Origin of the sequence: Mycobacterium sp. 050272, from assembly GCF_039023525.1 — a bacterium.
Lineage (GTDB): Bacteria > Actinomycetota > Actinomycetes > Mycobacteriales > Mycobacteriaceae > Mycobacterium.
In genome coordinates this window covers 1-15,145 of record NZ_JBCHKV010000028.1, presented here as the reverse complement: position 1 = coordinate 15,145, position 15,145 = coordinate 1, and the positions used below count along the sequence as shown (strand labels likewise).

General features: G+C 65.6%; 13 protein-coding genes and 2 pseudogenes. 8 read left to right on the top strand and 7 right to left on the bottom strand.

What is annotated here, in order from left to right; genetic code table 11:
• Positions 1 to 2: 2 nt before the first annotated feature.
• Together AAHS21_RS29870 and AAHS21_RS29865 are read right to left on the bottom strand one after the other, a co-directional pair.
• A complete protein-coding gene (locus AAHS21_RS29870) occupies positions 3 to 1,616 on the bottom strand; it encodes an FAD-dependent oxidoreductase (protein WP_342930987.1) in 1,614 nt (537 codons plus the stop codon).
• 14 nt (positions 1,617 to 1,630) lie between these two features.
• Entirely contained in the window at positions 1,631 to 2,308 is a 678-nt protein-coding gene (locus AAHS21_RS29865) for a helix-turn-helix domain-containing protein (protein WP_342930986.1), read from the bottom strand.
• Positions 2,309 to 2,435: 127 nt separating this feature from the next.
• Here AAHS21_RS29865 and AAHS21_RS29860 point away from each other — a divergent pair, with 127 nt between their 5' ends.
• Genes AAHS21_RS29860 through AAHS21_RS29825 form a run of 8 tightly spaced genes read left to right on the top strand, consistent with a single transcriptional unit; the run spans position 2,436 to position 11,561 of the window.
• Complete coding sequence (locus AAHS21_RS29860) at positions 2,436 to 3,299, top strand: alpha/beta hydrolase (RefSeq protein WP_342930985.1); 864 nt, start codon at positions 2,436 to 2,438, stop codon at positions 3,297 to 3,299.
• Positions 3,299 to 5,011 carry a bifunctional 3-(3-hydroxy-phenyl)propionate/3-hydroxycinnamic acid hydroxylase gene (locus tag AAHS21_RS29855; RefSeq protein WP_342930984.1) on the top strand — a complete coding sequence of 571 codons (1,713 nt, stop codon included), beginning with the start codon at positions 3,299 to 3,301 and terminating at the stop codon, positions 5,009 to 5,011. Before AAHS21_RS29860 ends, AAHS21_RS29855 begins: the two co-directional genes overlap by 1 nt.
• Entirely contained in the window at positions 4,959 to 5,876 is a 918-nt protein-coding gene (locus AAHS21_RS29850) for a 3-carboxyethylcatechol 2,3-dioxygenase (RefSeq protein ID WP_342930983.1), read from the top strand. The genes AAHS21_RS29855 and AAHS21_RS29850 overlap by 53 nt, the downstream gene beginning before the upstream one ends.
• Before the next feature lie 11 nt (positions 5,877 to 5,887).
• The gene (locus AAHS21_RS29845; RefSeq protein WP_342931016.1) at positions 5,888 to 7,585 is read left to right on the top strand and encodes an FAD-binding protein; all 1,698 of its coding nucleotides are present in this window, start codon (positions 5,888 to 5,890) and stop codon (positions 7,583 to 7,585) included.
• Between the two features lie 18 nt (positions 7,586 to 7,603).
• Positions 7,604 to 8,908, top strand: a complete 1,305-nt coding sequence (locus AAHS21_RS29840) for an LLM class flavin-dependent oxidoreductase (protein ID WP_342930982.1) — start codon at positions 7,604 to 7,606, stop codon at positions 8,906 to 8,908.
• A 19-nt stretch (positions 8,909 to 8,927) separates the two neighbouring features.
• The gene (locus tag AAHS21_RS29835) at positions 8,928 to 9,767 is read left to right on the top strand and encodes a coniferyl-alcohol dehydrogenase (protein WP_342930981.1); all 840 of its coding nucleotides are present in this window, start codon (positions 8,928 to 8,930) and stop codon (positions 9,765 to 9,767) included.
• The gene (locus AAHS21_RS29830) at positions 9,745 to 10,743 is read left to right on the top strand and encodes a cyclase family protein (protein WP_342930980.1); all 999 of its coding nucleotides are present in this window, start codon (positions 9,745 to 9,747) and stop codon (positions 10,741 to 10,743) included. Before AAHS21_RS29835 ends, AAHS21_RS29830 begins: the two co-directional genes overlap by 23 nt.
• A complete protein-coding gene (locus AAHS21_RS29825; protein ID WP_342930979.1) occupies positions 10,743 to 11,561 on the top strand; it encodes an alpha/beta fold hydrolase in 819 nt (272 codons plus the stop codon). Before AAHS21_RS29830 ends, AAHS21_RS29825 begins: the two co-directional genes overlap by 1 nt.
• Here the strand turns inward: AAHS21_RS29825 and AAHS21_RS29820 are convergent.
• The 5 genes and pseudogenes from AAHS21_RS29820 to AAHS21_RS29800 form a co-directional block, all read right to left on the bottom strand.
• Positions 11,558 to 13,192 (bottom strand): multicopper oxidase family protein, encoded by a 1,635-nt coding sequence (locus AAHS21_RS29820; protein ID WP_342930978.1) that lies wholly within the window; start codon positions 13,190 to 13,192, stop codon positions 11,558 to 11,560. The genes AAHS21_RS29825 and AAHS21_RS29820 overlap by 4 nt on opposite strands.
• A gap of 98 nt (positions 13,193 to 13,290) precedes the next feature.
• Positions 13,291 to 14,013, bottom strand: coding sequence for an SDR family oxidoreductase (locus AAHS21_RS29815; protein ID WP_342930977.1), 723 nt, complete (start codon positions 14,011 to 14,013; stop codon positions 13,291 to 13,293).
• A 26-nt stretch (positions 14,014 to 14,039) separates the two neighbouring features.
• On the bottom strand, positions 14,040 to 14,801 hold the full coding sequence (locus AAHS21_RS29810) for an SDR family oxidoreductase (RefSeq protein WP_342930976.1): 762 nt from the start codon (positions 14,799 to 14,801) through the stop codon (positions 14,040 to 14,042).
• Between the two features lie 95 nt (positions 14,802 to 14,896).
• Positions 14,897 to 15,070 (bottom strand): annotated as a pseudogene (locus tag AAHS21_RS29805) (helix-turn-helix transcriptional regulator); the annotation flags it as partial.
• Positions 15,046 to 15,145: pseudogene (locus AAHS21_RS29800) on the bottom strand (IS481 family transposase); the annotation flags it as partial. The pseudogenes AAHS21_RS29800 and AAHS21_RS29805, both read right to left, overlap by 25 nt.

The following is a 15,145-nucleotide window of genomic DNA, read 5'->3' as shown; positions in this document are numbered from 1 at the left end:
TCCTACTTCAGGTCGACGGACTTTCCGGTGGCGGCGGCGTAACCCGCACGGTAGCCGAAAACCATTGCCGGACCGAGGGTTCCGCCGGCACCGCCGTAGGCGCGGCCGGTCGCCCCGGCCATCGCGTTGCCCGCGGCGAACAGGCCCGGGATCGGTTCCCCGTTGACATGCAGGACGCGGCCGTCGTGGTCGGTACGCGGCCCGCCCTTAGTGCCCATCGCCCCGATCGACACCGGCACGGCGTAATAGGGCGCGGTGTCGATCGGGCCGAGCGTCTTCCCGGCAGCCGTGGTGGCGCTGTCATCACCCCAATAGCCGTCGTACGCACTGGAGCCGCGGCCGAAGTCCGGATCTTTACCCTCGGCGACATGGCGGTTCCAGTCGTTGATCGTGCGGATCAGACCCTCGGCGTCGATACCGGTCTTGGCGCCCAGTTCGATCAGGTCCACGGACTCGCAGAACCAGTCCGGAACCGGCTCGCCGGGAGCGACACCCAGAAATCCGTAGCGCTGCAGGTGAACTGAGTCGAACACTATCCAGCCGCGATCATTGATATAGCCGCCGCGAGGATCCAGGTACTGGAACGCGCCGGCCATCGAGTTGTAGTCGCATGCCTCGTTGACGAAGCGGTGTCCGGCCTGGTTGACGATGATGCTTCTCGGCCGGGTCCGCTCCAGTCGCACGCTGCGGCTGCGCTGCCTGCCTTCGATGGTGTCGCCGGGGATCTGCACGATCGGGACCCACCATGCCTCGCCCATGTTGGCCAGATCCGCACCGTGTGCCATCGCCATCCGGAGCCCGTCGCCGGTGTTGTTCGGCGGCGAGACCGGACCGTGCATCGGGCCGCGCAGGAATGCCCGCACCAAGCCGGGGTCCCACTCGAAGCCGCCGACAGCCAGGACGACTCCGCGGCGCGCGCGCACGTTGATCTTCCTGGTGGCCAAGGCAATTCGAACGCCGGTGATTTCCCCACCCTCGGTGATGAGTTCCTCGGCGCGAGCGTTGGTGTGCGGGGTCACCCCGGCATCCAGTAAACCCTTGAGCAGTCCCGCGATCAGCGCGGTGCCGGCGACGCACAGATCGCTGCCTTCCTCGATCTGCACGTGTAGCCGGGCTCGGGTTTCGGCGTCGATACCGACGTTGGACCAGTCGGCGGGAAACGAGGTAATCCGTTGAGCCCACTCGCCGATCTCGTTCAGGTCGAACGGCCCCGCACTCAGGGACCGGCCGCCGGTCCGCTGTCCGCCGGGCAGCTCTGGCTGGTAATCGGGGAAACCGGCGGCGACATCGAAGCGCAGGGCGCTGTGCTCTTCCACGAATTCCAGCATGGTCGGACCGGTACGCACGAACGTTTCGACCAGGGCATCGTCCATCTGCCCGAGGGACTGCGCACGCAGGTACCGCAACGCGTCGGTTTGCGTCAATTCGCCGTCGGGAGAACGGTTATGGGCGGGAATCCAGATGATGCCACCCGACACCGCGGTGGTCCCGCCAACGGTCGGGGCCTTCTCGAACACCTCGACGGAGGCGCCCGCGGCCACCGCCGACAGCGCGGCGGTGAGCCCGGCCCCGCCAGTGCCGAGCACGACGACATCGACTTCGGAATCCCAAGACATCAACTGCAATCCCTTCAGCTCAGCAGCTCGGACAACTGCTTCGCGGCTGTGACGACCGCTTCCCGGCCGCGCATCACGACGTCCTCCCGATGGGAGATGAGGTTGATGCACGTCGGTGGGGACGGCGCGGGCCGGTGGACCGCCACGGCCAGGCCGTACGTGTTGGGCTCGATCTCGCCATAGGTCGTCACCCAGCCGCGCTCGCGTGCCCTCGACACCAGTTCCCGTTCACCCGGGCGCGGGGGCAGGCTTGCCAGCAAAGCGATTCCGGCGGCGCCGCGGTCCAGCGGGTACCGGCTGCCCTCGTGGAAGGACAGTTGGTAGGCCACGTGACTCGGCACGATCACCGCGACCGCCACCTGTTGGTCGCCCTCGGCGACGAGCAAGGACACGGTGGTGCCCAGCTCGTCGGCCAGGGCCCGCAACGTCGGCAGACTCAGCTGGCGCACGTTGCGGTCGAATGAGGCACCGAGCACCGCGAGGCCGGCGGCCGGCCGGTATCGCCCGTCTTCGCCCTTGGCCACCAAACGGAATTGGGACAGTGTCGACAGCAGACGATAGGCGATGGTGCGGTGCACCCCGACCTGGTCAGCGAGCTGCTGGACGGTCAGTCCGGTCGGGGAATCCGCCACCAACTGCAGCGCGGTGATCCCCCTCGCGAGCGTTTGCGAGCCAGCACCCGAACCCGTCACAGCCTTGACATACCTCCATGCGAGAGCGAAGCTCTAACTTATAACGCACGACAATGTGCGATATTCGCACACCCGATAAGTCTAAAACGAGAACCAGATTTCCACCAGTACTAGCCGGAGAGGAACCGTGGCGGAGTTCGAGAGCATCTGGAGCGACCTGCAGGGTGTCGCGTTTGAGCAGGGCTATCTCAACGCCGGGGGCGTCCGGACCCGCTACTTGCGTGCCGGTGATCCCGGCCAGCCGGTACTGATGCTGCTGCACGGATCCGGCGGCCATGCCGAGGCCTACGTGCGCAACCTTGCCGCCCACGCCGAGCATTTCTGGACCTGGTCGATCGACATGCTGGGGCATGGGTACACCGAGAAGCCGGGTCACCCGCTGGAGGTCAGCCATTACGTCGAGCACCTGATGGCCGTGCTGGGCACCATCGGCGCGGACCGCGCCTACGTCAGCGGCGAATCGCTCGGCGGCTGGGTGGCCGCGCGCACCGCGATCGATCATCCGGATGTGGTTGAGCGACTGGTGCTTAACACCGCCGGCGGCTCCCAGGCCGATCCGGTTGTGATGCAACGGATCATCACGCTGTCGATGGCGGCCGCCGAGAACCCGACCTGGGAGACGGTGCAGGCGCGCATCAAATGGCTGATGGCCGACAAGTCGAAGGACTACGACGATCTGGTGGCTAGCCGCCAGCGGGTGTATCGGCAACCGGGATTCGTCTCCGCGATGAGCGACATCATGGCGTTGCAGGACCCCGAGATTCGCGCGCGCAACATTCTCGGCCCGGCCGAATACGGTGCGATCGTCGCGCCGACCCTGGTGTTGTGGACCAGTGACGACCCTACCGCCGACGTGACCGAGGGGCGCCGCATGGCGTCGATGATCCCGGGCGCGCGGTTCGAGGTGATGCCCGGCTGTGGTCACTGGCCGCAGTACGAGGACGCCAAGACCTTCAACCAGTTGCATCTCGACTTCCTGCTGGGACGCTGATGGCGACCGACGGGGACCAGATGCCGGGCCACGATGTGGACGTAGTCATCGTCGGCGCGGGCCCGGTCGGCTTGACACTGGCCAATATCCTTGGCCTGCAAGGTGTCCGGACCCTGTTGGTCGACGAGCGCGATTCGCTGATCGACTACCCCCGCGGGGTCGGCCTGGACGACGAGTCGTTGCGCACCTTTCAGTCGATCGGCCTGGTCGATCGGGTGCTGCCGCACACGGTGCCGAACCAGATTCTGCGTTTCTTCGACGGCAATCGCCGGGTGCTGGCCGAAATGGCACCGCCCGATTCGCGGTTCGGCTGGCCGAAGCGCAATGGGTTCGTCCAGCCGCTCGTCGACGCCGAATTGCTGGCCGGGCTGGACCGATTCGACTGCGTCGAGGTGCGCTGGAGCCGGCCGATGACGGCCTGCCGGCAAAGCGCCGACGGCGTCACGGTTGAGCTCGGCGGTGTGGGCGCGGGCGCCACGGTGCGGGCCCGCTACGTCGTGGGCTGCGACGGCGGCCGCAGCATGACCCGCCGGATGATGGGCGTGTCGTTCGACGGGACGACCTCCTCGACGCGCTGGCTGGTGGTCGACATCGCCAACGATCCGCTGGGTCACCCGAACAGTGAGGTGGGCGCCGACCCGGAACGTCCCTATGCCTCGATTTCGATCGCGCACGGAATTCGCCGCTTCGAGTTCATGATTCACGCCGACGAGACCGACGAGCAAGCCGAGGATCCGGCGTTCCTGGAGCAGATGCTGGCCCGGATGGTGCCGCGGCCCGACCGGGTCGACGTGATCCGTCGCCGCGTGTACACCCACCACTCGCGCATCGCCGGGGCGTTCCGCAGCGGCCGGCTGCTGCTGGCAGGCGACGCCGCGCACCTGATGCCGGTGTGGCAGGGGCAGGGCTACAACAGCGGTATCCGGGACGCGGCCAACCTGGGCTGGAAGCTGGCCGCGGTGGTCAACGGCCGCGCCCACGACACATTGCTCGACACCTACGACATGGAGCGCCGCAAGCACGCGCGGGCCATGATCGACCTTTCCACGATGGTGGGCCGGGTCATCTCGCCGACCAACCGGCGCGTCGCCACCGCGCGCGACCTGCTGGTGCGTTCGGCGTCAATTGTGCCCACGCTCAAGCGATACGTGCTCGAGATGCGGTTCAAGCCGATGCCACGCTACGAGCACGGGGCCGTCGTGCACTCCGCCCCGCGCGGCGCGCAATCGCCGGTCGGCACGCTGTTCATTCAGCCCCGGGTCGATACCCGGACTCAGCAGGATGTCTTGCTGGACGACGTGCTGGGCCCGTGGTTCGCCGTGCTGTGCTGGAACAATAACCCGCGCAAGATTCTCGGTGACGCGGCCTTCGCGAAGTGGAAAGCGTTGGGCGCCCGGTTTGTTGCGTTGCGACCGCAGACTCAGCTGCACTGGCCCGGACACGACGACCCGGATGTCGTCATCGTGGGGGACCGCACCGGAGGGCTGAAGTCCTGGTTCGACGTGCACTCCGAATCGGTGGTGTTCCTGCGACCCGATCGCTGCGTCGCGGGAGCTTGCATCGCCCAGCTTTCGCCCGATCTGAGCGCATCGCTGCTCGATGCCCTCACGCTCATCCCGGGAGGGGGTGATGTCGACAGTGGCAATGGCTCTGTGCTGTATGTCCCACAGCCCGCTCCTGAATCTTCCGGGGCCGTCGCGGGACCTGCTTGACGATGTCGAAGGGGCGATCGCGCAGGCTGCCCAATTCGTCCGCGATTACGATCCCGAACTTGTCGTCATCTTTTCGCCGGATCACTACAACGGATTCTTCTACAAGGCGATGCCACCGTTCTGTATCGGCTTGAACGCCAACGGAGTCGGTGACTACGGCACCCACGCCGGTCCACTCGACGTCCCGGCCGACCTGGCTTCACAGTGCGCGGAGGCGGTGCTCGAGGCAGGCATCGACGTGGCGGTGTCGGCCAGCATGGACGTGGATCACGGGACCGTCCAGCCGCTGGAGAAACTCTTCGGCGACGCCCTGTCGCGTCCGGTGATACCGATCTTCGTCAACGCGGTCGCGGTGCCGCTGGGACCGTTGCATCGATGTCGCGCGCTGGGCGCGGCCGTCGGCAAGTATCTCGCCACGCTGGACAAGCGGGTCTTGGTGATCGGGTCCGGTGGGCTTTCTCACAGCCCGCCGGTACCGACCCTTTCGACGGCGCCGGAACCGGTGCGGGAGCGCATCGTGGGGGGCCGGCCGATGACGCCCGAGCAGCGGCAAGCCAGGCAGGTCGCCGTCATCGAGGCGGCCAGGGCCTTCGCCGGCGGCGAGAGCGACCTGCAACCGCTGAATCCGGCGTGGGATCACCGCTTCCTGGAGATCATCGACGCCGGCCGGCTGGAGGAGTTCAACCTCTGGTCGAACGCCTTCGTGCTCTATGAGGGCGGCAGCTCCGCACACGAAGTCCGCACCTGGATAGCGGCTTTCGCCGCGCTGGAGACCGCGGGCCCGTATGAGACGGCGTTGCGCTACTACAAACCGGCCGAAGAACTGATCGCCGGGTTCGCGATCCGAACGGCGATGCCGGCATGACGAGTGCGCAGATGAACGGCTTCGATCACGTCGTCGACGTGCTGATCGTCGGCTCCGGCGGCGGCGGCATGGCCGCCGCGCTGACCGCGCGCGCGTCCGGCCTCGACGCGTTGGTGATCGAAAAGGCGTCGTATTTCGGCGGTTCCACCGCACTGTCGGGTGGTGGCATCTGGGTCCCCGGTGCGCCCGCGCAACGCCGAGAGGGCTACTGTCCGGATCCCGAAGGCGTGGTCGAATACCTGCTCAGGATCACCGAGGGATTGGTCAGCGAGGCGCGCATCAGGCAGTACGTCGAGTCGGCGCCGAAAATGCTGGAGTTCCTCGAAGGGCTATCCGGGTGGTTCGAATTCGTCTGGAAGCCAGACTATGCCGACTACTACCCGGAACTGCCGGGCGCCTCAGAGCTCGGCAGCACCATCAACGTGCCGGCCATCGACCTGCGCAAGCTGGGTGCCGACGAAGAACTGATGCTCAAGCCGCTGGCACTTGCTCCCCGGGGAATCTGGCTGGGCCCCAAAGACCTTCGGACATTCTACCGGATCAGGCAGACGTGGGCCGGCAAGGGCGTGCTGTTGAAACTCCTCTGGCGGATGTTCAAGGCGAGAGCCTTCCACGAGCGGATGGCCGCGATCGGCCAGTCGCTGGTCGCGCGGTTGCGGCTGGCGATGCGGGACAGCGGTATTCCGCTGTGGCTGGACGCGCCGATGACCGAGCTGCTCACCGACGCCGACGGATCGGTGACCGGCGCGGTGATCGAGCGTGACGGCGCCAGGCAGCGGATCGGTGCGCGCCGCGGCGTCATCCTGGCGTCCGGGGGATTCGATCATGACCTTGCCTGGCGCAAGGAGCAGCTGCCCGTTGTGGACCAGGACTGGAGCTTCGGTAACCCCGTCGCGATGGGTGACGGCATTCGCGCAGGCGAAAAGGTGGGCGCCGCGACCGACCTGCTCGACGAGGCGTGGTGGTTCCCGGCGATCCAATGGCCGGACGGCCGAATGCAATTCATGCTCAACGAGCGGATGATGCCGTCGCAATTCATTGTCAACGGCGAAGGTAAGCGGTTTATCAACGAGGCGGCTCCTTACATGGACTTCGGCCACGCGATGATCGATGGGCAGAAGTCCGGTGTCACCCACATTCCGTGCTGGCTGATCACCGATCATCGGTCGTGGAATCGCTACGTCGTAGGTGGTCACCTGCCGCTACCGAAGATTCCCGGTGCTCCCGTGCCCACCGGCCGCAAGATTCCGAAGGCGTGGCTGGAATCCGGTGTGGTCAAGGCGGCGACCAGCTGGGACGAAATGGCGACCAAAATCGGAGTTCCGGCAGCGCAATTGCGTTCCACCGCAGCGCGCTTCAACGAACTCGCGCGCAACGGCCATGACGACGATTTCAACCGAGGGGACAGCGTTTACGACAACTACTACGGCGATCCGACCCTGCCTAACCCCAATCTGTATCCGCTGGGTGATCCGCCCTACTATGCGTTCCGCATCGTGCTCGGCGACCTCGGAACTTCGGGTGGTCTGCTGACCGACGAATACGCCCGGGTGCTGCGGCCCGACGGGGCCATCGTGCCCGGGTTGTATGCGGTGGGCAACACGTCCGCGCCGGTCATGGGCCGCAGCTACGCGGGCGCCGGGGCGACCATCGGTCCCGCCATGACCTTCGGCTTTATCGCCGCCAAACACCTTGCCAGCCAGGCCTAGTCTCCTAAGGAGGTAACAATGAAAATTTCACTGTTCTACGAGTTCGCTCTGCCCCGTCCGTGGGCGCCCGATGACGAACATGTCCTGTTGCAGGATTGCCTGGACGAGGTGGAGGCCGCCGACAAGGCGGGGTTCTCCACCGTCTGGCTGACCGAGCACCACTTCCTCGAGGAGTACTGCCACTCCACCGCGCCGGAGATCTTCCTGGCCGCGGCCAGCCAGCGAACCAAGAACATCCGGCTCGGGTTCGGCATCATGCACCTGCTGCCCGCGGTCAATCACCCCGCGCGGGTGGCCGAACGCGTCGCCACCATCGACCTGCTCTCCAACGGGCGTGTCGAGTTCGGCACCGGGGAAGGTTCCTCGGTCGGCGAACTCGGCGGATTCGATGTCGACCCCGCCGACAAGCGCGCGCAGTGGGAGGAGTCCCTCGACGTCGCGATCCGATGCATGATCGAAGAGCCGTTCACGGGCTTCAAGGGCGAGCACATCCAGATGCCGCCTCGCAACGTCATCCCCAAACCGCTGCAAAAGCCGCACCCACCCGTCTGGGTCGCCTGCACCCGGCCGGCAAGTGTGCAGATGGCTGCTCAAAAATGCATCGGCGCACTGAGTTTCGCCTACACCGGGCCCGGCCCGCTGACCGACCGGGTCAACGGCTACTACAAAGAATTCGAGGAGAACGGCGTGCCCATCACGCCGCAGATCAACCCGAACATTCTGGCCATCGGCGGTGACTTGTCGATGATGGTCGCCAAGACCGAAGAAGAGGCGCTGCAACGGCTGGGGCAGGGCGGTGGCTTCTTCTCGTTCGGGATCATGCACTACTACCTGACCGGAATGCACAGCCCGGGCCGCACCGGAGTGTGGAAGCGTTACCTCGAAGAGGTGGAAAAGGACCCGACGCTGGCCTACGGACCCGGCCGCGGCGCGATCGGATCCCCGGACACCGTGCGCGAGTTCCTGCGCGGGTACGAGGAGAGCGGCGTCGACGAGATCATCCTGCTGCTCAATCCGCGCAGCCACGAAGGCACCATGGAATCCATTGAGCTGATGGGCAAAGAGGTACTGCCCGAGTTCATCGAACGTGACCAGAAGGCGGTGGCGGAGAAGGCCAAGCGGCTGGCACCGGTGATCGAGAAGGTCGAGGCGCGGCGGCCGAAGCCGAGCGCCCCGTTGTTCGACGAAACCTACGCGTTCGGCGGCTTGCCCACCGGGCGCGACAAATTCACCGCCAGCGAGATCCCCGAGGCCATGGCGGAGATCAACGAGGGCCGGGTGCAGGCGGCACAGCGCGCCAAGGAAGAGCAGAAAAAGACATAGCGCCGGAAGATAATCAGCCGTGGGCGAGATTGACGGGTTGTGGCGCTATGACGGCCGCCGTGCGGTGGTGACCGGATGTGCGTCGGGTATTGGCGAACACGTGGTGCGTCAGCTCACCGAACTCGGGGCCGAAGTCGTCGGGCTGGACAAGCGGCGATCGTCGTTCGAGCTCAACGAGTTTCATCAGGTTGACCTCGCCGACCCCGAATCGATCGATGACGCGGTGGCGGCCATCGGCGGGCGAGTCGACACGCTGTTCAACGTCGCCGGTGTCTCCTCCGGGATCGGCAACCCGGCACTGGTTGCCACGATCAATTTCCTAGGCACCCGCCAGGTCACCGAGGCGCTGGTCCCGAGAATGGTCGCGGGATCGTCGATCGTCAGCGTGTCCTCGCTCGCCGCCGCCGCCTACCGCGAACACGCGGCGGCGGTCGCGCCGTTGTTGAATACCGCGACGATGCAAGAGGGTATCGACTGGTGCGACGCGAATCCCGACGTGGTGGGCAACGGCTACCAACTGTCCAAGGAAGCGATCATCTTCTACACGATGCGCAGTGCTGCGCCGTTGGGCGCCAGAGGCATCCGGATCAACTGCTCCGGCCCCGGCGTTACCGAGACGCCGATACTCGATCAGCTGCGCACGGCGTACGGGCAGGGCTTCCTCGACGACATTCCCAAGCCACTGGGACGCGTTTCCGGCCCCGCCGAGCAGGCGGCCGTGCTGCTCTTCTTGAATAGTGGTGCGGCCAGCTACATCACGGGACAGATCATCTGGGTCGACGGTGGAAACGTGGGCGCGGCGATTGCTCGTGAACTCGAGAAAGGAGCCCCTCCAGATGAGCCGAGCCGACTTGGCTGATTTCCGGCGGGTGTCGAGGGAGGTCTCCAATTGGGGACGTTGGGGGGACGCCGACGAGCTCGGCACCCTGAACTTCATCACCGAGGACAAGGTCGCGCAGGCCGCCGGTCTGGTGAAGCATGGCAAGGTATTTCCGCTCGGTGTCGACTTCGGCGCCTCGGGTCCGCAGGGCGCATTCGCGTTTCGGCACAACCCGGTGCACATCATGACCGTCGACGGCGGCGATGTGAACACGCTGGCCAAGTATGGGCCGAGCTGGCCGCGAAACCCGGTGGCTCAGCAGCTCAGCGGCTACATGACGGCCGACAATCCGTTCCGCTTCAACGACGACATCATCATCATGCCGCTGCAAGCGGCAAGCCAGTGGGATGCGCTGTCCCACGTCTACTACGACGATCAGCTGTACAACGGCTTCGCGGCGGATTCGGTGACCAGCATGGGCGCCTACCACTGCGGCATCGACAAGGTTGACGTCAAGGGCATCACGTCTCGCGGTGTGCTGCTGGACTTGGTCCGCCATCGGGGAGCGGAGGTGTTCCTCGAAGCAGGAAACCCGATCTCGCCGGAAGAACTCGACGACGTGGTTCGCGCCCAGGGTGTGACCGTCGGTCGGGGCGACATCGTGCTGATCCGGACCGGTTGGTGGACAAGGTTTCTGATGACCGGGAACGGGACCGAAGGTTATTCCGGCCTGGACTGGCGATGTGCCCAGTGGCTGCATGATCACGAGATCGCGGCCGTGGCCGCTGATAACCTTCAGGTCGAAGACCTGGTTTCCGGAATCGACGGCGTCACTTTCCCTCTGCATCTGCTCTGCCTGCGCGACATGGGCATGATCTTCGGCGAATACTGGGATCTCACCGCGCTGGCGCAGGACTGCGCCGCGGACGGCGTCTACGAGTTCCAGCTCGTCGCCCCGCCGCTGCGGGTGGTCGGTGCGGTCGGCTCTCCCGTCAACCCGATTGCGATCAAGTGATGAACTTTGCGCGCAAAACCATGCTGGTCGACGGTCTTACCACGGGTTACCTGGAGGCCGGCAACGGCGATCCGGTAGTGCTGCTACACGGCGGCGAGTTCGGCGCCAGCGCCGAACTGGGTTGGGAACGCAACGTTTCCGCGCTGGCCGCACACTACCGGGTGCTGGCTCCGGACATGCTGGGGTATGGAAACTCGGCGAAGGTGATCGACTTCGTGGACGGCCGGGGGATGCGGATACGACATGTGGCTCGCTTCTGCGAGCTGCTCGGTATCGATTCGGCGCATTTCGTCGGCAACTCGATGGGTGCGATCAACCTGCTCAACGACACCACATCCGAAGCGCCGCGGTTGCCGGTCCGTAGCCTGGCGATCATCTGTGGCGGCGGAGAGATCCAGCAGAACAAGCACTTTGAGGCGTTGCAAGAGTACGACGCCAGCCTGGAGGCGATGCGCCGCATCGTCGAGGCCCTGTTTCACGATCCCGGCTATCCGACCGACGAGGAATACGTGAGCCGCCGCTACGAATCGAGCACCGCGCCGGGGGCATGGGAAGCGGTGGCCGCGGCCCGATTCCGCCGCCCCGGTACGACGCGGCCCCCGACCCCGCCGAGCGCCCGAGCCTACCAGCGCATCGGTGTGCCGACGCTGGTGGTCGAAGGGGGAGAGGACAAGCTCTTGCCGCGAGGTTGGGCCGCCGAGATCGCCGGGCAGATCGACGGCGCTCGCTCGACGGTGGTCGACAGCGCCGGCCACTGCCCGCAAATCGAGCAGCCGGCAGCGGTCAACGAACTGCTGCTGGAATTCCTGGCTTCTTAGAAGACGTATTCCAGCCGGGTCATCATTCCGGCGACCTGGTGATAGGTGTTGTGGCAGTGCATCTGCCACACGCCGGGATTGTCGGCCACCAGAACGGCCAGGATCTTCTGCTTGGGCAGCACCATCACGGTGTCCTTGCGGGCGCCCAGCGATCCGTCGGGGTTGATCAGCTGGAATGTGTGCCCGTGCAAATGGATTGGGTGATACATCATCGTCGGGTTGTCGAAGGTGATGGTCGGCCGCTGGCCCTGCTGAACGTGCAGCGGATTGGTCTTGCTGTAAGGCTCGCCGTTGATCGTCCAGTCGTACTGGACCATGTTGCCGCCCAGCACGACCGGAAGGTTGAGTCCCGGTTCGGGCCGGCCCAACATGACCGGCGTTGCGGCGGTGAACATCTCGATGGTGCCCACGCGCCGGTTGAGTTCGGCCGGTTGAAACTGCGGATCGGGCGGGCTGCCCATTCCGGTAGACAGCAGCGCCCGCGCCAGCGCCCCCTTGCCCTCGGCCATGGCGACCAGTGGGAAGACGCCGTCGGCGGCGGTCACGATGACGTCGTACCGTTCGGCCATCCCGATCAGCAGGGCGTCGACCTGTCTGGGCACCACGGCGTATCCATCGGTGTGGGTGACTGTCATGGGGTGGCCGGCCAGCGCGACGCGGAAGGTGGTGTCGGAGCCGGTGTTGATGAAGCGGATCCGGATCCGCTGCCCCGGCTTGGCATTGAAGGTGGTGGGAGCCGCGGGAATTCGCCCGTTGATCAGATAGTACGGATAGGCGATGTCTCCCGCGTCGCCGCCGAGCAGGTCGCTGTTTCCGACCCGGGCATTCGGCATTGCCGACGCTGACGTGGACGGGGTCGTGGGGGTGGTCGACGTCGTCGGGCTGGTCGAAGTGGTCTCGCTGCTCGAGGTGGTAGGGGTCGTCGACGTGGTCGGGGTCGTCGACGGTGCGGCCGGCATGTTGGACATGCTCGGCTTGTTCGGGTTCGTGAGTTCCTCGTAGAGTTGTTGTGGACTCTTTCCCACGCCGTCGGTCCAGTCGTCAAGGACGACAACCCATTCGACGTCGTAGTTGCCCTCGGTGGGGTCATCAATGATGACCGGCAGGTACAGCCCGGTGTCTTCGTCGAGGCCGGTGTGTGGATGTGCCCAGTAGGTGCCCGAGTTCGGTACGGAGAACTGATAGGTGAATTCCTGGCCGGCTTCGATGTTCGGGGTGGCCGGTTCCGCACCATCCATGTTGTTGCGCAACGCGATACCGTGCCAATGCACCGAAGTCATGTGGTCGAGTTTGTTCGAGACCTTGACCACCAGCTCGTCGCCGACACTGGCCCGGATCAGCGGGCCGGGGATCGTGTCGCCGAAGGCGAGCGTCCGCACGACCGGTCCGCCCAAATCGATCTGGGTCAGGTGCTGAGTCAGGTTGACGTTCACGGTGCGCCCGCTGTGCGGCCGTGCCGCCTCGGCAGCAGCGATCGCGGCGGCCATCTTGTCGGCACTGCTCAGATCCTGGGACTTGGAATGGCCGCACGCCGCCAGCGTCAATCCGCCCGCGATGCTGGCCGCCATGAAGCCGCGCCGGGTCAGCTGCGCCCCGTCGAAGGTAACCCCACTGGTGGGTAGCAGCGGCATTGATCGCTCCTTGTCGTCGGTCGGTACAGGCCCGGCGAGTTATACCGTGCTCGGGAGTTTGCCAGAACGCAACCGTTGACAACGCAATGTTGCCCTGCTTAGACAGCCGCACCACCACCGTCGACATGCAACGTGGAGCCGGTGATGAAGCTGGCGCGCGGAGAGCTGAGAAAAAGCACGGCTTCGGCGATCTCGGAGGCGAAAGCGGTGCGTCCCAGCGGCAACGCTCGCCCCAGCTCTTCGTTGACCTCGCCCCATGCGGCGGCCACCCCGAGCGTGCGGGTGGGGCCCGGAGCGACGCTGTTCACCCGCACCCCGGCCGCGCCGAACTCGGCGGCCCAGGTGCGGGTGAGCGATTCCAGCGCGGCTTTGGATGCGCTGTAGCCCGATGCGCCCGGGATCCCTTTGAACGCGGCCATCGTGGTGACGTTGACGATGCTCCCGCGCCGCCGCTGCAGCATCTGCGGGATCAGACCGGCGACCAGGAAGTAGGCGCCGCGGACATTTATGTTGAATATCGTCTCGAACACCGACCGGTCCTGGTCGACTGTCAACGCAGCCGGGAAGCTGCCGGCGTTGTTGACGATGATGTCGACCTCGCCACATTGCTGCACAAGCGAATTCACCGACTCGGCGTCCGCCATGTCGGCCTGAACGAACCGGGCGTTCGTGCCGATGGCTTCAACCGCTTGATCGCCCCTGGCCCGGTCGCGGCCCGAGATGATGACCGTGGCGCCTTCGCTTGCCAGCAGCCGGGCAGACTCCAGTCCGATACCGGCCGTTCCTCCCGTGATCACCGCGGTGTGGTCCATCAGCTCCACCGGACTCAGCTCCTGCGAATGTTCGTTCAGGCGTTGCTGTGTGCCTGCGCTGACAACCAGTCGCTGAACCCGGTGGGGTAGAGCGTTACCTCTTCGCCCTCAACGGGAACGATCATGCGCTCGTCGAGCACCACACCGTAGTACTGGGCATCCGGGTCGGTCACCACCCGGCGGCCATCGCCGGTGGCGGCGAACCTGGTCCGGATGAAGTCGTCCATGCCGCGCTTTTCCGGGCCGGCGATGTTGACAAGCCCCGCGGGCTCGCCGGCGGCAGCCCGGGTGACCGCGGTCGCGACGTCGGCGGCGGCGATCGGTTGGAATGCCCCGTGCGGCGCGCGAACCGTGTCACCGTCGGTCATCGAATCGGCAATGCCGCCAACGAATTCGAAGAACTGAGTGGCCCGCACGATCGTGAAAGGAATTCCGGATTCCTCGATCAGTTTCTCCTGAGCGACCTTGGCCCGCATGTAGCCGCTGACGGCCGCCCGGTCGGCTCCCACGATGGAGAGCGCGATGTGGTGGCGCACGCCGGCGGCGCGCTCGGCGTCCAGCAGGTTGCGAGTGGAGACGGTGAAGAACTCCAGCACTTCGTCATCACCCCAGGACGGCGCATTGGTCACGTCCACTACCGCGTCGACCCCGGCAACTGCCGCGGCCAGGCCCTCGCCGGTGACGCTGTTGACGCCTGAGCTCGGCGACGCCGGGACGGCCTGGTGACCTAGTTCGATGAGCTGGTTGACAACTTGCGATCCGATCAGTCCACTGCCGCCGACTACCAGAATCTTCATGACCTTGCCTTTCCGGGTTACCGATCAACTGGTCTGTTCAGCATGGACCGCCCCTAGGTTGCACGGAACCCTGGAAAGTCCGTAGTCCTGCCGACTCAGGGGGTCGGATTAATGGCTGCGCTGCGGAGTTGCCGGCGCGAGGTGATGCCGAGCTTGGTGAACACCTTGCGCAGGTGCCATTCGACGGTATGGGTGCTGATGAACAGCTGGGCGGCGATCTCGGGATTGGTCAGTCCCTCGCCAGCTAGTTGTAGGAGGACAGCACGTTGGTGACGCCGGTGGTGAGTCGTGATGCTGGTGGTTGGCCGTCGGCGGCAGAGTGTGGTCGATGGTAGTTGAAGTGG